The sequence below is a fragment of the Carboxylicivirga marina genome (assembly GCF_016612505.1).
In the GTDB taxonomy this organism is placed as follows: domain Bacteria; phylum Bacteroidota; class Bacteroidia; order Bacteroidales; family Marinilabiliaceae; genus Carboxylicivirga; species Carboxylicivirga marina.
This window is the reverse complement of the sequence record NZ_JAENRR010000049.1, coordinates 14,945-36,038: the sequence shown is the minus strand read 5'-3', so window position 1 is coordinate 36,038 and position 21,094 is coordinate 14,945. Positions and strand designations below refer to the sequence as shown.

12 protein-coding genes are annotated in these 21,094 nt (G+C 38.5%); 11 read left to right on the top strand and 1 reads right to left on the bottom strand.

The annotated features are described in order from the left end of the window. The first annotated feature begins 103 nt into the window (after positions 1-103). From JIV24_RS16870 to mnmE, 5 genes are all read left to right on the top strand, one after another. Entirely contained in the window at positions 104-664 is a 561-nt protein-coding gene (locus JIV24_RS16870; RefSeq protein ID WP_200466244.1) for a hypothetical protein, read from the top strand. Positions 665-682: 18 nt separating this feature from the next. After that, entirely contained in the window at positions 683-1,078 is a 396-nt protein-coding gene (locus JIV24_RS16865) for a hypothetical protein (protein ID WP_200466243.1), read from the top strand. A gap of 55 nt (positions 1,079-1,133) precedes the next feature. Next, positions 1,134-2,456, top strand: coding sequence for an MATE family efflux transporter (locus JIV24_RS16860; RefSeq protein WP_200466242.1), 1,323 nt, complete (start codon positions 1,134-1,136; stop codon positions 2,454-2,456). A gap of 5 nt (positions 2,457-2,461) precedes the next feature. Continuing rightward, the gene (gene gshAB, locus JIV24_RS16855) at positions 2,462-4,777 is read left to right on the top strand and encodes a bifunctional glutamate--cysteine ligase GshA/glutathione synthetase GshB (protein WP_200466241.1); all 2,316 of its coding nucleotides are present in this window, start codon (positions 2,462-2,464) and stop codon (positions 4,775-4,777) included. Positions 4,778-4,891: 114 nt separating this feature from the next. Next, the gene (mnmE, locus tag JIV24_RS16850; RefSeq protein WP_200466240.1) at positions 4,892-6,304 is read left to right on the top strand and encodes a tRNA uridine-5-carboxymethylaminomethyl(34) synthesis GTPase MnmE; all 1,413 of its coding nucleotides are present in this window, start codon (positions 4,892-4,894) and stop codon (positions 6,302-6,304) included. A gap of 113 nt (positions 6,305-6,417) precedes the next feature. Here mnmE and JIV24_RS16845 read toward each other — a convergent pair whose 3' ends face one another. Further along, positions 6,418-7,428 carry a LacI family DNA-binding transcriptional regulator gene (locus tag JIV24_RS16845; protein ID WP_200466239.1) on the bottom strand — a complete coding sequence of 337 codons (1,011 nt, stop codon included), beginning with the start codon at positions 7,426-7,428 and terminating at the stop codon, positions 6,418-6,420. Positions 7,429-7,725: 297 nt separating this feature from the next. On the opposite strand from JIV24_RS16845, the gene JIV24_RS16840 reads away from it, so the two are divergent. From JIV24_RS16840 to JIV24_RS16815, 6 genes are all read left to right on the top strand, one after another. After that, entirely contained in the window at positions 7,726-9,369 is a 1,644-nt protein-coding gene (locus tag JIV24_RS16840; protein WP_200466238.1) for a sodium:solute symporter family protein, read from the top strand. A gap of 11 nt (positions 9,370-9,380) precedes the next feature. After that, complete coding sequence (locus tag JIV24_RS16835) at positions 9,381-11,210, top strand: FAD-dependent oxidoreductase (RefSeq protein WP_200466237.1); 1,830 nt, start codon at positions 9,381-9,383, stop codon at positions 11,208-11,210. A 118-nt stretch (positions 11,211-11,328) separates the two neighbouring features. Then, positions 11,329-14,115: a glycoside hydrolase family protein gene (locus JIV24_RS16830; RefSeq protein WP_200466236.1), complete on the top strand. Its 2,787-nt coding sequence runs from the start codon at positions 11,329-11,331 to the stop codon at positions 14,113-14,115. A gap of 4 nt (positions 14,116-14,119) precedes the next feature. Further along, positions 14,120-17,224 (top strand): SusC/RagA family TonB-linked outer membrane protein, encoded by a 3,105-nt coding sequence (locus tag JIV24_RS16825; protein ID WP_200466235.1) that lies wholly within the window; start codon positions 14,120-14,122, stop codon positions 17,222-17,224. Between the two features lie 23 nt (positions 17,225-17,247). Further along, positions 17,248-19,041 carry a RagB/SusD family nutrient uptake outer membrane protein gene (locus tag JIV24_RS16820; RefSeq protein ID WP_200466234.1) on the top strand — a complete coding sequence of 598 codons (1,794 nt, stop codon included), beginning with the start codon at positions 17,248-17,250 and terminating at the stop codon, positions 19,039-19,041. A 40-nt stretch (positions 19,042-19,081) separates the two neighbouring features. Next, on the top strand, positions 19,082-21,046 hold the full coding sequence (locus tag JIV24_RS16815) for a DNRLRE domain-containing protein (protein ID WP_200466233.1): 1,965 nt from the start codon (positions 19,082-19,084) through the stop codon (positions 21,044-21,046). The last annotated feature ends 48 nt before the right edge of the window (positions 21,047-21,094 follow it).

The following is a 21,094-nucleotide window of genomic DNA, read 5'->3' as shown; positions in this document are numbered from 1 at the left end:
GGCAGTTGAAGATGACTCCTTAAATTAAATATTGAGTCCATTTCTTCTTAAATTTGGTTCATGAATTATTCAGGTTAGAGGGTGAATAAAGATTGAATTCACTATGTATGCAGATACAAATAATATTAAGGAAACGATACAAAATACCTTAGCAGGATTTGAACGTATTGGCATTGCGCATGCCCATCGGTTTGATACAGTTAACGCTTCTAATCATCCAGCTAAGTATATGTCTGATTTTAAATCTGTGATTGTGTATGCGGAGGGGCAAAAGGATTCGACCAGTGATATGAATGGATTTGCTGATTACCTTGGAAGTATATCCGCACAAAGTGAAGTGCTCGATTATTTGCATAATATGGGTTTTAAAGCCTTTGTGGTGGATGGTAATTATGATGACTTGTCATTGGTTCGAATGGGCATTGAGGCTGGAATAGGCGAGATAAGTCCTGTTGACTCGTTAGTTGTGAAAGGTTTGGGTTTGACAGCAACTTTGGGTGCAATTGTTACGAATGCATCAATAGAACCTGATGAAACAATAGAAGGAATTTGTGTTAAATGTAACAAGTGTTTACGAGTATGTCCCATTCGCGAAATTGCAAATGAATCTGGTAACCTGAGCAAGTGTGCCTGTGGTAATTGCCGTCATATATGTCCTGTTTAATTAAGATTTTTATAAAAAATGAAAAAGGTGGAAATTTTCGCATTAAAGAATGATTTGTCGCAAAATGAATGTGGCTGCACTTGTGATTGTAGTGGTGTAGGTGATACTATCCTTATTACTGATTTAATTGCGGATTTTACCAAAGTCCATGTTGGTATCGCTACATTTAATTTGAAACTATGGAATGGTGCAAATGACGAAGGATTTTTGGAGACAATCAATCAATTATTAAAAGTAAATGGTGAGCGATTAACTGTTGCTTCAAATAATCAAGTATTTGTGTGGCCTAAGATATTACCCATGATGGTTGTGGATAATAAAATTCTATCAATTAATGATATACCAGAGTGTGAACAATGGTTGGAAGTGATTTCACTAGGGAAGAAGCTTGAAAAGAAAAGCGGATGTTGCTAAACACTCAACTGTTTTCTATCCGTGTTGTTATACATAGCAGTAATTGAAATCATCAATGCAAAAAGATTTAACGAAAGGCCCTGTCTTATCAAGCATCATAAAATTAGCCATTCCAATTATTGGCTCCTCATTTATGCAGTTTGCTTACAATTTTACTGATATGTTGTGGGTTGGTAAGCTGGGTTCCAATGCTGTTGCTGCAGTAGGTACTTCTGGCTTCTTTCTCCATTTGGGATGGGCATTTGCCTCCATTATTCTGGTGGGTAACAATATTGCCGTATCGCAAGCTATTGGTAGCAAGCAAGAAAATAAAGCTCAAAATACAGCGATTAATGCACTGCTTGGTGTGCTACTGCTCACCATGCTTTATGTTGGGCTAATTCAGATTGGTCATGTACACTTTATCGACTTTTTTGAACTTAATAATACCGAAACAGAAACAATGGCTCACAACTATTTAAGAATGGCATCATTGGGTCTGTTCTTTATTTTTACGACGCGTTTGTTTACTGGTATTAGTAATGCCAGAGGCGATTCAAAAAAGCCTTTTCAGATTACACTTATTGGTGTCATCATCAATATTGTTTTAGATCCAATATTGATTTTTGTATTGGATTTTGGTGTTCTGGGAGCCGCAATTGCAACGCTTGTAGCGCAGTTGTTTTCGGCCGTCCTATTTCTGATGCAGAGATCCTATATATTTTTGGGGGCACGAAAAAAATGGGATCTTTCATTTTATCAGATGCTCAATTTGGCTAAACTGGGATTGCCACCATCAGTACAATACATGATATTCTCTGTAATAGCCATTGTGATGGCTAAAATTGTAGCTGGATTTGGAAGTGATGCCATTGCTGCTCAAAAAATAGGACTACAAATAGAGGCAATGACCTTTATGACCATAGGCGGTTTAAACGGTGCAATCATGTCTTTTACCGGACAGAATTATGGAGCCAGAGATTATAAACGGGTTAATAGTGGATATAAATCCGGCCTGTTAATAGCCATTGGCTTTGGACTTATAATGACTGCTTTGTTTCAACTGTTTGCCGAAGAAATGGTGCGATGGTTTGTACAGGATGATGCTACGGTGCGCATCGGTGCTTCGTATTTGCGTATTGTCGGATGGTCGCAAGTATTTATGTGTGTCGAAATGATTGGCTCAGGCGTTATCAATGGTATTGGTAAAACGCGCTATCCGGCAACCATTAATATTGTTATGACAGTGGTTCGAGTCCCTGTGGCAATATGGTTATCTCAATCACATCGATTGGGTGTTGATGGAATTTGGTATGCCATCTTTATCAGTACATTTTTACGAGGGATATTAGTAACTTCAACATATTACTACCTTAACAACACTTGGTTAAAACGATAATGACTATGAATGAAGATATAATTAACATTGATAAGATATTAGCGAAACACCGAAATGAACGATTGTTTGAAGGTGGTTTTGGATTCGAAAAAGAAAATGTGAGGGTTAACCCAAAGGGCGAGTTAGCACAAACGCCTCATCCGGCTGTTTTTGGAAATAAACGTAAACACCCGTATATCACTACCGATTTTTCCGAAAGTCAGATTGAAATAATAACGCCAGTTCGTCATTCAGTAGATGAGGCTCTGGGTTTTCTTGAGACTTTGCACGATGAGGTCAGTTTGCATCTAAAGGATGAATTTCTATGGCCGCAAAGTACACCGCCAATTTTACCCGATTCGGATGATGATATTCCAATTGCAAAGTTTGACGAGAAAGGAGCCGACATGGAGGAATACCGAAGTTACCTGGCTGAAAATTATGGTCGAAAAAAGCAGTTATTATCAGGTGTTCATTTTAACGTTTCATTTGATGAGCAGGTTTTGAAACGCATGTTCAATTCTGAAAATAACCTTGAATTTACATACATACAATTTCGTGAACAGGTGTACTTAAAAACACTGCGTAATTTTAAACGTTATCGTTGGTTTTTAATTGCCTTATTGGGCAACAGTCCGGTGGTGCACAAAAGCTATGTGAAGGAATGTGTTGATTTGTTGCCTAAGCTAAAAGATGATACGTTTCATTTGATGAATGCAGGTTCAATGCGAAACAGTATGTGCGGGTATCGCAACAAGGAAAACCTTTGCTTGAATTACGATTCCTTAAATGGATATCATCAAAGTATTGATAAGGCTATAAAAGAAGGTCTTATTTCGCAAGCTAAAGAGAATTATGCCAGCATCCGGATAAAATCCATAGATGGAGATAAAGCCATCTCTCATTTAGAAGTACGTTTATTGGACTTAAATCCTTTTGTTAAAACCGGTGTTGATATTCATCATTCGCGAATTATTCATCAATTTTTGGTGTTTTGTCTCCTAAAACAAGAAAGTAATGCCTTTGATATTCGAGCTCAACGTCGTGCTTTTGCCAATCATGAGCGTGCTGCATCTTTTATTTTAGATGAAAATGCAACAATCATTGCAGATGAAGGAAATGAAGTGTCGATGCAATTGGCAATCAGTCAACTGTGTGCAGAAATGGAGCTGGCAACAAATGATATACTCAATGAGGCTTACAAAGGTAGTTTTAGAGAACTTTGCAATCTGATTGATAAACCTGAACGAAGGCCAGCCAGAAGAATGTTGAATGAGTTAAAGCATCAGGATTTTATCAATTGGAACTTAAGTAAGGCTAAAGAATATTTGAACTTAAGTGGGCAGAAGACATACAATTTTTTTGGTTTAGAAGATATGGAACTTTCCACTCAACTTTTAATGCGTAACGCCGTATTGCGAGGTATTAATGTGAATATAATGGATAGAAGTGAGAATTTCATCCGGCTATCATCCGAAGGAAAGACTGAGTATGTAATGCAGGCTACCCGAACATCACTTGATAATTATGCCAGTGTATTACTGATGGAAAACAAAGTAATGACCAAGAAAGTACTCCAATCAGCTGAGATAAACACACCGCAAGGACAGGAGTTTTCAAATGATGAAATCGCTCGAAAAAGTTTTGATTTTTATTGTAATCAGGCTGTTGTTATCAAACCAAAGTCTACCAATTTCGGATTAGGTATTAGTATTCTAAAAAATAATGCAGATAAGGAAATGTATCATCGGGCTATAGCCATGGCGTTTGAGCATGATAATACTATTTTGGTAGAGAAATTTATTAGTGGAAAGGAGTATCGAATGTTTATCATCAACGATGAGTTGGTTGGGATTCTTCATCGTGTGCCAGCCAATGTGAAGGGTGATGGGCAGTCATCTATTGCTCAACTAATTGATGAAAAGAATAAAAATCCAATGCGAGGTAAGGGTTATAAAACTCCATTAGAGAAGATTTCAAAAGGAGAGGCTGAGTCCATGTTTTTAGAAACGCAAAAACTTCGTTTTGATTCTATTCCAGCTAATGGTGAAACCATTTATTTACGCGAAAATTCAAATATCAGCACTGGGGGGGATAGCATTGATTATACCGATGATGTACATTCATCATACAAACAATTAGCTGTTAATGCGGCTAAGGCACTCGATGTTAAAGTAACCGGATTAGATATGATGATTAACGATATTACGCAGCCTGCATCAAAGGATAATTATTCCATTATCGAGATGAATTTTAACCCAGCTATTCATATCCATTGTCACCCTTTTGTAGGCAGAAACAGACAGTTAAATGTCAAGATGCTCGATGCTTTAGGTTTTTAGTTATTGCAATAGACGAAGGTAAAAGGTTTACATTAAGTATGCATGCAATCAATTAACTATATTTGCAGCAATTTTCTAAGGAAATAATACCTTAATAAAATAATCAAGATGACGATGCAGAGTCAAAAAGATACGATTTGTGCGATATCAACAGCCCAGGGGATGGGTGCTATTGCGGTCATTCGCTTGTCAGGGCAGGAATCAATCGCGATAAGCGAGAAGCTCTTTGTTCCTGCAAAAGAAGGAAAGCAATTAGCAAATGAAAAGGCCAATACAATTCACTTTGGCTCTATTTCAGATGGTGATAAAGATATTGATGAGGTTTTGATAAGTATTTTCAAAGCACCGCATTCGTTTACTGGGGAGGAAGTTGTTGAAATAGCTTGTCATGGTGCGCCTTATATCCAACAACAAATACTTCAATTACTGACTAAGCATGGGGCTCGATTGGCCGCAGCAGGAGAATTTACACAACGTGCTTTTTTAAATGGTAAAATGGATTTATCACAAGCCGAAGCTGTTGCTGACTTAATAGCTTCGCGAAGTGAAGCTGCCCGACGTGTAGCTTTGCAGCAAATGCGAGGTGGGTTTTCCAATGAGCTGATAAATCTACGAACACAACTTCTAAATTTCATATCCTTAATTGAACTAGAGCTCGACTTCAGTGAAGAAGATGTTGAATTTGCTAATCGTGATGAGTTAACCAAGCTGGTTGATGAGATTCAGGCACTCTTAAAGAAATTAACGAATTCTTTTTCACTGGGGAATGCCATAAAAAATGGAATCCCGGTTGCTATTGTAGGGCACACTAATGCAGGTAAATCAACCCTGTTAAATACCTTGTTGCAAGAAGATAAGGCCATTGTATCAGACATACATGGTACAACACGCGATGTAATTGAAGATACTATTAATATTGAAGGTATTAGTTTTCGATTTATTGATACGGCAGGCATACGTGCTACAAAAGACGAGATAGAGACCCTAGGTATTGAACGAACCTATGATAAAATAAGCAAAGCCACCATTGTTCTTTTAATGTTGGATGTTAACGATCCTGATAAAAAGATTCATGAAGCCATTAGTGATATAAAGAAACGATTAAATGATTATCAGCAACTTATCGTAGTTATTAATAAAACTGATTTAGCTGATGCTTCAATTATCAAACAGAGATTTGCCATTGATAGTTTTCATGAATTATCAAGCACAGACACAATCGTACCTATTTCAGCTAAGCAGCAGTTGAATATTGATGTGTTAACAAATGCCTTATTAAAGACAGTTAACCTATCGGCTATTGATAACGATGAGGTGATTGTAACAAATGTTAGGCATTATGAGGCACTCCAAAAGTCTTACGAAGCCATCCTCAGAGTTTCAGAAGGATTAAGCAATGGCATTAGTGGAGATTTTTTAGCGCAGGATATCCGAGAAGTACTACATTTCTTAGGAGAGATAACGGGGCACATTAATACCGATGAGGTTTTGGGTAATATTTTTAAGAATTTCTGTATCGGAAAATGAGCATAAACAATTGAATATCAATGATTAAGAGGTGCTCTTGGGTTTTGGTGTATATATTAAGTGTCAGGTGTGCAGTGTATTGTGAGTTTGATGATAAAATTCGCGCTAATATTTTATATCCTCACCGACGATTGCTTAATTTTAAAGCTACCGCTCAACTTAATATTCTGCGGAATAGAGATTTTCGTTTCTATTTCTTGAATTAAGAGTTTAGCAGCTGCCTGTCCCATTTCATATGTAGGTTGCTTGATGGTTGTCAAGGTTGGTTGAATTACCTCTGATAAACGCGATTCGGAAAATCCAACAACACCAACTTGTTTAGGGATTTGAATACCATGCTCTTTCATTACAATCATTGCACCAAGGGCAACAGGATCTGTTACACCAAAAATTGCATCTGGAAGTTTATTACATTCGATAAGCTCACTCATCACTCGTTTACCGTCTTCAATTGTGACACCGGAGTCATAAAATTGGTTATCTCCAGTGTGTAACTTATGTTTCTTCATGGCATCTTCAAATCCTTTAGCTCTCGAAATAGAAAAAGTAAGGTGTCTAGGACCTTTGAGGTGAATGATGTTTTTATACCCTTGAAGAATCAGGTGCTCAGTAGCCATAAAAGCCCAGGCATAATCATCAAATAAGACTTTGGAGGTGTTGAGCTTGGCAATTACCCGATTGAACTGCACAATTGGGAATCCATCATCGATGATGCTTTTATAATAGCTTGTTTTATGGGTTTCAGAGCTAAAGGAGATGATAAGTCCATCCACCATATTGTTATAAAGTGTTTTGACATTGGAGAGTTCTGTTTCTGCATTTTCATTCGATTGCATAATAAGTACCTGGTAGCCCAATGGAAGCATAATGTCCTGTATGCCAGTAATGACATCAGGAAAGAAGGCATTTCGAAACTCCGGTACTACAACGCCTATATTATTGCTTTTCTTCTGCTGTAATTTTTGTGCTATAGGATTAGGTGAATAGCCAAGCTCCTGCGCTTTACTTATTATTTTCTCACGCGTAGCAGGATTAATATCGTATTTGTCGTTTAGTGCTCTCGAAACTGTTGATATTGAAACTCCAAGCTCTTTGGCCAAATCTTTTATGGTAATATGCTTCATAATTACTTGTAATACATATGCAAATATGGATGAAATTTTCGGAAATGCAAATGGTATTTCCGAAAATCGACAGGTTGAAAACTGAAAGTACATTACGGAATTGGCTGTATGAGTCTATTAGTGAGTAATAAATAAATGTTACGGAACTCTGCTGTTAGATGGTAAATTTAAAAATCATTTTCGGAAACGTTCTCGGTAATTTTCGATTAATATTTTCAAAAATTTCTTGGGGACTTCTATTTAATCAGCTTCTTTTGTAACGAAAATAAATACTAATTAAGAAAATTATACAATCGAATGAGTGCAATAGATATACTTGCCATCGTACTTTTTATGCTAATCGTGTTTTTGACGGGGATAGCTTTCTCGAAAGCATCTGGGAACAACATGAAATCCTTCTTTGCGGCAGACGGTGCTGTGCCTTGGTGGATGAATGGCCTTTCCTTATTTATGAGTTTCTTTTCAGCGGGAACTTTCGTTGTCTGGGGAGCCATAGCTTATGCTGATGGTTTGGTGTCAGTATCCATTCAATGGACAATGTGTATTGCGGGAATTATAATTGGAATCTGGATTGCACCAAAATGGCAAAAAACAAAAATATTAACCGTAGCTGAATACATAACCAAACGACTAGGTTTAGAGATTCAGAAAACGTATACATTGCTTTTTCTTGGAGTGTCAATCTTTACGGCCGGAGGTTTTTTATATCCGGTCGCGAAGATTGTAGAAGTGTGGTCAGGAATTCCGGCTGCCTATAGTATTATCGTTATTGGTGCTGTTATGGCTATTTATACTGCTGTAGGTGGTTTATGGGCAGTAGTTGTGACAGGCGTATTGCAGTTTATTGTACTATTGGCCGCCGTTATTATTGTGGTACCTCTTTCAATTGATCACGTTGGAGGAATGGGTACCTTCTTTGACAAAGTGCCAGAAGGTTTTTTGAACTTTACAGGTGGAGACTACTCATGGGGTTTCCTTATGGCGTTCGGGTTATATAATCTGTTTTTTATTGCTAGTAACTGGGCCTTTGTACAACGTTACACAACCGTATCTTCACCAAAGGAAGCTAAAAAGGTAGGCTGGATGTTTGGTGCTTTATATACCATCAGTCCATTGTTGTGGATGCTACCTCCAATGCTTTACCGCGTGATTGACCCAAGTTTAACTGGTTTGCAAAGCGAAGAAGCTTATATGTTGATGTGTAAAACAGTTTTGCCTGTTGGTATGCTTGGATTGATTGTAGGAGGAATGGTATTTGCAACTTCCAGTTCAATCAATACCACATTGAATATCTCAGCTGGTGTTATTACAAATGATATTTATAAAAGATTGTTTCCTCATACAAGTGATCTGAACCTTGTGAAAATAGGAAAACTGGCAACTTTGGGTTTTGGTGCTTTAACAATCGGAATTGCTTTGTTGGTGCCATATATGGGCGGTATTGTTAATGTAATTCTTACCATCGCATCATTGACAGGAGCAGCCATGTTTCTTCCTCCTTTATGGACACTGTTCTCGAAGCGACAAACTGGCTTTTCAGTATTGTTCACGACCATTGCAAGTCTTGTTGTTAACTTATTTATGAAATTTCTGGCACCACATTTATTTGATATCACCTTGTCACGCGCTAATGAAATGATTTTGGGCGTGGCCTTACCAATTGCATTATTAGTGGTGTTTGAGTCAATCTATAAAGCCAAAGGTGTAGAATATGTAGAGGATACTCCACATGTGACCAAAGAGGAGGAAGTTAGTTCGGAAGCGGCTGCTGCTAATGTACATGGTATTAAAGTTATGTCTTGGGGTATTATAGCAGTAGGTGTATTATTAAGTGTTTTAGGCATTATTGCTGATAGTTCAAGTTTATTGATAATAAGTGTTGGAGGAGTCATATTGGCTCTTGGAATCTTTATGTATTTCAGAAATAAAAAAAATCAATAATTCGCTTAATAATGAGAAAAGAATCAATAAAAGAATTTAAGACTCATTCTATACAGGCTGAATTTTGTGTAGTTGGAGGAGGGATGGCAGGAGTATGTGCTGCGCTGTCGGCAGCACGAAATGGTATAAAAACCGTTTTGGTGCAAGATCGTCCGGTTTTAGGAGGCAATGCTTCATCAGAGGTGCGTATGTGGGTGTGTGGTGCTGATGGCCCTGATAATAAAGAAACGGGTATCCTGGAAGAGTTGATGCTCAAAAATTTTCATGAAAACCCCATGTTGGAATATGCACAATGGGATCACGTTTTGTACGGAACATGCATGGAACAGGAAAATTTGACTGTAATGCTTAACTGCAGCGTTATGGATGTTGCCACTAAAATTAACAAGATTCAGTCTGTAAAGGCATGGCATATGACACAGCAATGTTACTATGATATTACTGCAGCTTTTTTTGCTGACTGTTCAGGCGATTCTGTTTTAAAAATATCAGGAGCAAAGTATCGCTGGGGGAGAGAAAGCAAGGAAGAGTATGGTGAAAAATTTGCTCAGGAAGTAGCTGATGATAAGACAATGGGGAGTTCTATTCTTATCCAGCTTAGAGAGACAGATCTTCACGTTCCATTTATTGCGCCAAGCTGGGCTCATTCTTATACGGATGAAACTGCACCCAAACGGGCATTAAATCCGCAAAATGGTCATAATTTTTGGTGGTTGGAATTTGGTGGTACAAAGGATACGATAGCCGAAGCTGACGAAATACGGGATGAGCTTCTTAAAACGGCCTACGGTGTATGGGAATACATCAAAAATCACCCTGATGGCAGAGCCAAGAACTGGGAAATTGATTGGATTGGCTCTTTACCAGGTAAACGGGAAAATATACGTTATGTTGGTGACCATACTTTGATAGAAAGCGAAGTGATGGCAGAAGGAAAATTTGATGATATGGTCGCATACGGAGGTTGGCCAATGGATAACCATCACCCCCAAGGTGTAAAATTTGAGGGTGACCCAACAGATTTTAACCATTCTCCTTCACCTTATGGTATACCATATCGATCATTATATTCATGCAATATAGATAATCTGTTTTTTGCAGGACGAAATATATCGGCCAGCCATATGGCAATGAGTTCTACCCGTGTGATGGCAACCTGTTCGCTTATGGGACATGCGATTGGACATGCAGCAAGTATTGCTATCAAACAGAACCTAAGTCCACGTGGAGTTTATGAGAATGCAATTCCCCAGTTGCAGCAATTGTTGATGGAAAAAGACTGTTATTTGCCTTGGCACACAAGAAAGATACCTGAATTAAGTCTTAAAGCAGAGTTGACCGCTTCTTGTGATGATGCATCTATATTACACGATGGTACAGAAAGGGATACGACGAATAAAAGATATGGTTTTTTGGATTTAGATCCGGATAGCGAGGAAGGTAGAAAACGCAATAACGGTGTAAAAAAAATAGATCACGGCTGGTGGGGGGATGTCGGCGACTGGGTGGCATACACCTGGGAGGAGCCACAGACGATAAAAAAGTTTCGCTTGGTGCTTGATAGTGATTTGTTTATGGATAAGCGTATGCTCTGTAAATATCCCAAAGGACGTCAACCTAAGCAAATGCCGGCTATGCTTCTTCGTGACTTTGATATCGAAATTGTTGATGAAAGTGGTGTTTGGACTAAGGTTTTTGAAGTTAGAGATAATGCAAAGCGTTTTATTGAACTTTTTACTGTTAAAAAAGAGGTTAGAGCTTGTAAGTTAAAAGTAATTAGGACGTGGGGCGATCAAAAGGCACACGTGTTTGCATTTGATGTGTCGGAAAATGAAGAGTAGTTATGTTATAGAAAAACGTAATGTGAAAGCAATAAGTGTTTTTGTAGTAATGATTTTTGTTTTTATGTCATAGTGAATTAGTGCTTTAAATGTTGTTAGCAAAAGAAATTTTAAATTGATGAAGAAAACTCTATTATATATTGTTGCAATTGTACTGCTTGCAAGCTGCAGCAATAAAGTTCAGGTAAACGAGGATTTTGAGATTGTAAAGGGAAATCTCAAATTTGGAAGTGAGCTCACATTGCTTTTTGCCAGTGAAGCGCCGAAATTAAAAATGCGCCCTTCAGGAATTGAAAATGTAAAATATAACATTGCCAGCTGGAATGCCTTGTCGGGGGAAGATTTGTTGGCACAGGTAAAGCGAGATGACGCACAGCATGGAGATGGTTTCGATGATAGTATCCTGTCAAGTAGTAATGAGAAGCGCACGGCTAATCTATTTCAGGCAGGTATAAATGTAAAATTAGAACCGGAAGACATTAGCGAATCGGGCGATACAGCATTCATACATTACAAAGCCACTGAATATGCCCAAATTATTGCCAAAGTATTTGAAGACGATGGGCAAGTCTGCTTTAAGGTAGAAATGCAACCTTTGAAAAAAGGATATTTCTCTTTGGCCTTCATGAATGCACCTTCGCAAACAGTTGATAAGGTTGATGAAATTTGGCAGCCGATGATTTGGCAGGAAAAACGTTTCCCGGAACGTCCCTATATGACATTAGCTTACAGATGTCCTATACCATCTGCACTGACTACCATCGAAGGTACAACTTACGGTGTGATTGCTCATCCTGATGAATTTCCTTTCCAGCCCTTACCATTGTTAGATAATAGTCGCTTTGGAATTGCAGTACACAATCCTGATGGAGAAGCTCAGGCCATGTTGTTTGCACCTGTATTAGGTGGTGCTGATTCAAAGATGGATACTAATGAGTCTTATACTTTCACTAGTATTTTATATGCTGGCAAAGGTAATTGCACCGATAATTACGAAACCATTGCGCGTGAATTCTTTAATTTTCATGATTATCGTCAGAATGACATTGGAACCTTAAATGAAACATTTGAGAATTTAAATGAATACGCCATGTCTGACTATGCCTGGTTTATAGACAGCTTGAAAGGATGTGCCTATTCCACGGATGTTCCTGGGGCTGTGAAGAACGTTTCTTCGCTAAACCCATTGGAAATTGCATTGGTTACTGATGATTTGGAGATGTATGAAAAGCGTGCCTATCCAACCATGGAATACCAGATTTCGCGTGAGAAGTTCCTATTTGCTTTGGATAGAGAACAAAAGATTCAACATCCGTCACGTAAGTTAAATGGACCAATCGCACCAGTTAGCGAGTTAACTTCATTGTATAATATTTTCGGACAAAACATGCCTTTTCTGGTTGGTTTGGCTGAAGAGTCATATAAAACGAGTAAAATTCGTAACCTGGATGTAGAAGAAGCTGGTGACTCATGGATGAACAGTATGTTTATGTACAAGGCTACCGGTGACGATGCTTATTTACAAAAAGCCATTGCAGACGCTGATGCTTATATTGAAGCTCGCGTTATGACCCCACAGACTGATTTTAGTGATCCTATGGCAGGTGGCTTTTTCTTTTGGACTGGTTTTGCACCTCGCTGGATATACTTATTGGAACTTTATGAACTAAGCAATGAAGTACGATTCCTCAATGCTGCGCAGGAAGGAGCACGTTATTACACCATGTTTTGCTGGATGAGTCCTAAAGTTCCAGATGAAGATATTTTGGTGAACGAAGGCGGCAAGGCACCAATGTATTGGTACTTAAATAAGAAGGGACATAAACAGATGTATGCAGATGAGGAAATGGCACCGGCCTGGCGCTTATCTGAAATAGGACTAACACCTGAGTCATCAGGGACAAGTACTGGTCATCGTGCCATATTTATGGCTAACTACGCACCCTGGATGCTGCGTTTAGGCTATTATGCTGAGGATAGTTTTTTAAAAGAGGTAGCTAAGTCGACTATTATTGGTCGTTATAAAAACTTCCCGGGCTATCATATCAATACCGCACGTACAACAATTTACGAAAAGGCAGATTACCCATTGCGTCCTCACAAGGATTTAAGTGTGAATTCATTCCACTATAACCATATTATGCCGATGGCATCAATGCTGCTCGATTATTTAGTAACAGATGCTTTTGTGAAATCGGATGGTCAAGTCAACTTCCCTTCTGAGTTTATTGAAGGCTATGCGTATCTGCAAAATAAGTTCTATGGTCACAAACCGGGTAGCTGGTATGGCGAAGAAGCTTGGTTGTGGATGCCGCCAAAATTAATTGAAACAGGTTCTGTTGAATTGAACAATGTCTCGGCCAGAAATGATAATAAACTATATGTGGCATTATCAAATCAGTCAGGAGAAACGATAATAACTTGGGTAAAGGTCAATCCTGAACTTGTTTCAATTCAAGATGGAGCAGAAATTAAACTAACCAATGGCGATGTATTGACTTTGGAAGATGGTCGCATTGCTGTTGAAGTCCCGGCTTACGGGCAAGTATCCCTCTCTTTTGATGGTGTAATTATTCACACGAAAGTTCAGGAGCAGATGCTCTCTGCAGCTAATGCCTGGACAGATGACTTTGTTGAAACAGAGGTGGGACAAGCCAAAGCCATGATTATGAATTGTGGTGAATTAACTCAAAATCTTTATCTGTACCTGGAAGATGATGATGATCTTGTTAAAAGTGTACAATTAATCATCAAAGAAGAAGATGAATTTAAAACTTTTAAGGATGATGCTTATCCTTACGAATTTACCGTACCTGTTTCGGCAAATGAAGTTGAGTTTCAGCTTAAGGCAACAGGTGTAAATGGAGAAGTTCAAACAAGTAATTGGAAAAAGCTAAATAAATAAGACTATGAAAAAAATCCTATTTATACTCGCATTAATACTTTCGTGCAACACCTTGTTGTTAGCTCAAAATGTATCTGGTGTGGTATATGATGAGCATGGAGAAACGATGCCTGGTGTTACTGTTATGGTCACAGGTACCAATACCGGTACGATTACAGATATAAACGGACAATTCACGATTATAGCTGAGAATGGAAAATCGTTAAGCTTTTCATTTATTGGCTACCAGTCACAAACAATCAAGGTCACCGGTCAAGCCATCGAAGTGAATATGGTATCCGATATCATGAAACTGGATGAAGTGGTTGCCGTTGGTTATGGTTCTCGTAAAAAAGTTAATCTTACAGGAGCTGTTGAAAGCGTTAATACCGATGATATTGCCACGCGTACCATTACTAATGCTGGGCAGGCCCTACAGGGTAAAGTATCAGGTGTTATTGTAACGCAGAATTCTGGTCAACCAGGGCAGGATGAAACAGAGATACGTATCAGGGGAGTCTCTTCTATTGAAAATAGTAATGATCCACTGGTGATTATCGATGGTATTGAAGGGCAATTGTCCGATGTTCATCCCAATGATATTGAAAGTATGTCAGTACTTAAAGATGCCTCATCAGCAGCAATCTATGGTAACCGTGCTGCTGCTGGTGTTATTATTATCACTACGAAAACGGGAAGTTCAGGCTTAAAGGTAAATGCCAGGGTAACCAGTTCACTTCAACAGGTGACAACCTTCCCGGAAGTAGCAAATGCTTATGAATATGCTACGCTCTTAAATGAAGCACGCTTAAATTCTGGTTTTCCCAATGTGCCTTATGATGATGACAAATTGGAGGAAATCAAAAATGGAACAAACCCCAGTTTACAGAATGTAGATTTATATGATTTTTATTTTTCACCAGCCTGGATGCACAACTACTATGCCTCGGTTAGTGGTGGTCAAAAGAATTATAACTTTTCATTTACAGCAGGTTATCTTGATCAGGATGGGGTTTTGTATGGTACTAGTGCGGACAAACTGACGTATCGTGCTAAACTCAATAGTAAGTTTTGGAAGAATAAACTAAGAGTAGGTGCTTCTTTTGGAGGCTACAATAAGAAGGAAGAGGAGCTGTCAAGTAACACTGCGTCAGTGATGGCTTATAATGCTAATAGTTCGCCAATTGGATTTCTTCGAGCGACCGATCCGGAAACAGGGGAGCCAGGCTTATATGGAGGAAAAGCAAGGTACTATGCTATTAATGAAGCCGGAGGTGGAACAGATATTAAACGTACCAATTTTAATTATCAATTTAGTGCAGAACTAGAACCTATTAAGGGATTAAAAGCAAAAGTATTATACGGTCAAACCATTTATCGATACGATAAAGAAAGGTTATTAGCATCAGTTGCATTGGCTGGTAATCCTGATGAAGATACACCTTCTACCTTAACTGATTCGAAGTATGAATTGACCAATAGTAGTACTGTATCTACAACATTAACTACAACTCTTAATTATAGTACGAAATTCAATGGTCACAAGGTAAGTGCTTTATTAGGATATGAATACCTGACTTACGATTACGATTTAGACCAGTTCTCCATAAAATTCTTATTGGCAAATCAGCCCCATTTCCCATTTGGAGATCCCGAAACATTAACAGCCGATGGCCAAATTAATGAAAGGGCAACCATGTCATATTTTGGTCGATTAGCCTATGATTATAAAGATAAATATTTATTGGAGGCCAATATTCGTCGAGATGGAAGTTCGCGATTTTCAGAAGAGAACAGGTGGGGAGTGTTTCCTTCCTTTTCAGCTGGTTGGCGCATATCTCAGGAGTCATTCATGGAAGATGTTCCAGTTGAGTTAAAAATCAGAGCCTCTTGGGGAAAATTGGGTAATGAACGAATGAAGGAATATTATCCGTCTTTTAATGTGATGGATGCCGGTGAGTATTACAGTTTTGGAAATACTGTGGTGCAGGGTACGGGAACAACTTTATTAGGTAATGATAACCTTGTTTGGGAAGTTTCTGAGCAGACTAACATTGGTTTTGATGCTGTTATAATGAATGCATGGGCAGTTTCGGCCAACGTCTTTGATAAAAAGACAACAGGCATCTTAGGTCGTATTGATGTTCCTTATTCCCTGGGGTTAGGAAATGCAACAAGTGCTAAACCATATCAGAATGTGGGCTCTATGTCCAATCAGGGTTTAGAAGTATCGCTTCAGTATAATGAAAATTGGAATAATTGGAGTCTTAGTGCAGGTGCTAACCTGACCTATTTGACAAATGAAGTACTTGATTTAGGAGGTCTGGAATATGTTGCACACAACGATGTGGTATCTGGCTATCAACCGCCGGCCGATATTATTCGTTCGCAGGTGGGTATGCCTTTTGGTTCCTATTATGGTTTGTTAGCCGATGGCATCTATCAGGTGAACGATTTTACTTGGCAAAACGACAGTGATCCTACAATTGGACATTACGACCGTTTGTATGTATTGAAAGAAGGAATGGATGATGCATCTGCTATTCTTGGGCGTCCAATGCCTGGCGATATTAAATATAAAGATGTTAGTGGAGAAGAAGGTATGCCAGATGGTAAAATTACAGAGGATGACATCACCTTTATGGGAAGTTCACAGCCTGATTTTATTTATTCATTTAACCTTTATGCAGAGTATAAGAAGTTTTCGTTGAATGTACTGGGGCAAGGTGTGCAAGGAGCTAATGCATACATTATGGGCGCTTTAGTAACTCCTTTCTGGGGAGGACGAGGAAATATTTCAAAGGATATGGTGAATAACCATTGGTCATTTGATAATCCATCAGAAGAGTACCAAAGAGTTTATGACGACTCACAAAGAGCCAACATCGTTTCATCTTATTACCTTCAAGATGCTTCCTATTTCAGAATAAAAAATATTGAACTGGCGTATCGTTTGACAAATCTTGATGCCATAGGGGTGGATGAATTGAAGATTAGTGCGAGTGTCGAAAATGCTTTTTTATTCAGTAAAATGGACGGCTTCGATCCCGAAAAATCATTCAATAAGATTACCCCTGATTTTCATCCGCAGGTCAGAATATATTCACTTGGATTAAACCTTAAGTTTTAATCACCAGATAAATAAGCATTAAAATGAAAGCAATTATATACACATTTTTATTCGCCGTTCTTTTTTGCTCTTGTGAGGATGAACTGAATAGATACCCTAAAGACTTTCTGTCACCGGAAGTCTTCGAAACAGAGAATGATATTGTTTATGCTCTTAATGGCACTTATAAAGCATTGACAGGTATGGGGCTGGCTGGACTGGATTATCAGAATGTGGAGCCAATTATCACTGACTTTATCACCGATAATGGTTTTATGGATAAATCATGGATGGGTGTGGTTGAATACTGGGATCAACGCCATAACCAGTTTTCACAGTTTGCTGAGAGAAAGTGGGCCCGTAATTATATGGGAATTCTTAGAGCAAATACTGTTTTAACTTATATAGGAGATGTGACGATGACCGATGATGACAGGGTCCGATACGATGCAGAAGCTCGTTTCCTACGTGCCTATTTCTATGCCGATTTGGTGCATTTCTATGGAGATGCTCCCATGCGATTGGAGCCTGAAGGAATAGAGGGAGCTGACAGAGAGAGAACAGCGAAGCAGGATGTCATAGATTTTATCTATACAGAATTGGATAGTGCCATTTCTGTGTTGCCAAGGCGTTTGGATACAGAAACCGGTAGAGCAACCAAAGGAGCTGCACAAGCATTGAAAGCATGGGTGGCTTTAAATAATTACGATTATACGATTACCAAAGAAATGTGTGATGCCATCATTACAGATGGTGATTATTTCTTGTTCCATGACTATGCCGGATTATTTAAACCTGAGAATGAAAACAACAGTGAAGTGATTTTCGATATTCAGTACATGGCTGATAAAACAGATGAAAAACTGACCGAGCCATGGACAACTTATTTCTATGCCTGGAGTTCATTTATGGCAGATTATAGCCTGGCAAATGCCTATTACACGAAAGAAGGATTACCTGCCGATGAAACAAATCCTAATTTCAATATACAAAAGCCTTTTGAAGACAGAGATCCAAGGTTGTATGCTACATTGGCTGTACCCTATTCTTTTAATGGCTATGATAACAACGGAGATGTTTTATATTACATTCCTTATAATAAAAAGGCCTACAACTTTTCAAGTTTAAGAATTAACAAGTACGTCAACTATGATGTTGAACATGGTTTGCGCGGAAAGAAGGCTACAGGAACCAATACTATCTTATTTCGATATGCAGATGTGCTTCTGATGAAAGCCGAAGCTTTATGTATGACTGATGGTGCAGGTGCAGAAGCAGAGATTCAATCACTGGTTAATGAGGTGCGTCAGCGCCAAAGTGTGATGATGCCAAAAGTGGAAGACGTGGAAGGTTCAGGTTTAAGTCATGAACAGTTGATGAATATTATTAAACACGAACGACGTGTAGAGTTTGCTATTGAAGGTACTCGTATTTTGGATATCAAGCGATGGAATATTGGAACAGAAGCTTATTCAAATGCCCAGGGCTATGATCCTAACTTACTTTTCTACTGGGTGGTAACAGATGATGTTATTGTTGAAATGGAGAATGATGCGATTATTCCTTCACGTATGATGCGTTATCTTTCACGAGAAAGCTACTTTTTAAACAAAATATTTAGGTCTGAAGAAGCTTTTAGAGAGCAAATGGATAATGTGTTTACACCAGAACAAGTTGCTGATTATGGTGATCTTATAGTAGAGTATGTGCAGCCAAAGTATGAAGTTTATAGTTTCCGCGAACGTTCTTTTGATGCGGTAAAAGGTTACTTGTGGCCAATACCTTACACTGAAATACAAACAAATAACTTGATAAATAACAATAACCCGGGCTACTAGCCCCCAAAAGAGAATAATTAACTAACTAAAAAACAGTATTATGAAAAAAAGATTTTTACTCTTGTTATGTGCCGTATTTGCAATGATGCAAATAAATGCACAACAAATTGTTGAAGCCACGAAAAGTGGATTTGTTAAGAAAGGAAGCACCTCTTTCACAGAAACTGTTCTGGAAGTTAAAGCAAAGACAATTACCTATTCCAGAGTGTCATATGTAGAAGTACCTGTTAGTGGTGTTGATATCACGCAGGTTAAGCTTCATGTGTATTACTATAACTCAAATACAGCCGGAGACTGGCCAGTAGACTTTAAAACGATGGCTGGAGGTCTGCCTGTAGATGGAGATGGGAATGTGACTTTAAATTTTGATAATCAAGAACCTGATGCTAGTTTTGCAGATGCGGCAACCGTTCAGACTAACAATACAGCTTATGGCTGGGTTGAAGTGGACATCACCACAGCATACAATGCGGCCCTGACTGCAGGAGAAAGTGCATTAACAATTCGTATGAGTTCCCGTGACGAGAATGCAGCATTGATTAAGTTCTATAGTTTAGGTACAGGCACAGGTAATAAACCATATATTTCAGTGTTGTCTAATTGTCTCCCTGAATACAATACCATCGAAAAAACATTAGTAGAAGGAACGTCAATTGTGATTGATGGAGAAACAGTAACAACTTCCGGTACCTATGAAGAAGTTTCAACAACTGCTTGTGGTGCTGAAAAGATTGATACATACCACGTGTTATTTATTGCTGATGGGACAGTAAACAACAATGTGGCAATTTGTGATGGTGATTCTTATGAGGTGCAAGTGGGGCCTAATACTTTTAAAAACTACGACACGGCAGGCCCGCATACTGATGTTATTACATCAGATGATGCTTCGGCTACTCAAACCATCAATACAACTATTACAGTTAATCCGTTGCCAGCAGCTCCATTTTTAGGCGATGATTTCACTATTCGTGAAGGTGAATCTGCAACATTAAATGCAGGAAGTAGTTTTAATGCCTACCAGTGGTACAATAATAGCGTTGCCATTAGCGGCGAGACTAACAGTACATTAACTGTTTCAAGTATGAATGATGCGTTTACTTTTGGTACGAATGAGGTTCATGTAGCTGTTACTGATGGTAACGGTTGTACAGGTGGTACAAATGACGATGCTATTTGGGTGGACATTGTTGGTAATTATGTAGCTCCGGAAAAAGATATGTATCTCGAAGAAGCTGGGGATCGACTATTGGATATTGCTCGTTTGGAAGTTAAGTACGATACATGGGGGGATCAAAACAATGATGTAGCTGGAGCACCTTATTATACCAAAGAGATTCATTTAGCATTTGACCTAACAGGAGCTGGGATTCCTCAAAATGCGACTAACTATAAATTGAAATTATACATGTATTCACTTGCAGGTAATCCTAAGCAACCTACTGATAATCCTTCGATCAACATCAATTGTGATTATGCCGATGGTTTATATGGTGATGATATGATTTGGTCAACCCGCACTGCAATGGTCGATCGCACACCACTAGCTGCTGCCGTTACGGTTACTGAAAGTATGATCAACTCAATCGTAGAGTGGGACATTAATGATATTTTTGTGAATGATATTTTAGGTACGAAAAACCAGTTTACGGTTATTTTATCTACTCCAAATGATGCTTATAGTATTTTGGCTAAGTTTAGGGATTTAACTAATGCCAATGTTGATGTACGTCCTTCAATTTCATTTGATGTACCAACAGCCATTGGTGATGATACCAAAGAGGTGGAAGTTAATTTGGCTCCAAACCCTGTAACTACTGATTTATTCATTAACAGTGACGAGCAATTTACAAGTGCACAAGTGTATAACATGCTAGGGCAGGTAGTAATTTCAACTCCTGTTAACAATGACCGTATTAGCATGGCCAATTTACCTAAAGGTCAATACATCGTTAGCTTAATTAACGACAAGCAGAAGGTAAGCAAGATTATTATTAAGAAGTAAATTAGTCATATTAAGGCAACTCCGGAAAGTGGAGTTGCCTTTTCTTTA

Coding starts and splice junctions, on each gene's coding strand:
- JIV24_RS16820 (WP_200466234.1), top strand. CDS start 17,248: ATGAAAGCAATTATATACACATTTTTATTCGCCGTTCTTTTTTGCTCT.
- JIV24_RS16835 (WP_200466237.1), top strand. CDS start 9,381: ATGAGAAAAGAATCAATAAAAGAATTTAAGACTCATTCTATACAGGCT.
- JIV24_RS16845 (WP_200466239.1), bottom strand. CDS start 7,428: ATGAAGCATATTACCATAAAAGATTTGGCCAAAGAGCTTGGAGTTTCA.
- JIV24_RS16840 (WP_200466238.1), top strand. CDS start 7,726: ATGAGTGCAATAGATATACTTGCCATCGTACTTTTTATGCTAATCGTG.
- JIV24_RS16870 (WP_200466244.1), top strand. CDS start 104: ATGTATGCAGATACAAATAATATTAAGGAAACGATACAAAATACCTTA.
- mnmE (WP_200466240.1), top strand. CDS start 4,892: ATGCAGAGTCAAAAAGATACGATTTGTGCGATATCAACAGCCCAGGGG.
- JIV24_RS16830 (WP_200466236.1), top strand. CDS start 11,329: ATGAAGAAAACTCTATTATATATTGTTGCAATTGTACTGCTTGCAAGC.
- JIV24_RS16815 (WP_200466233.1), top strand. CDS start 19,082: ATGAAAAAAAGATTTTTACTCTTGTTATGTGCCGTATTTGCAATGATG.
- JIV24_RS16860 (WP_200466242.1), top strand. CDS start 1,134: ATGCAAAAAGATTTAACGAAAGGCCCTGTCTTATCAAGCATCATAAAA.
- JIV24_RS16825 (WP_200466235.1), top strand. CDS start 14,120: ATGAAAAAAATCCTATTTATACTCGCATTAATACTTTCGTGCAACACC.
- gshAB (WP_200466241.1), top strand. CDS start 2,462: ATGAATGAAGATATAATTAACATTGATAAGATATTAGCGAAACACCGA.
- JIV24_RS16865 (WP_200466243.1), top strand. CDS start 683: ATGAAAAAGGTGGAAATTTTCGCATTAAAGAATGATTTGTCGCAAAAT.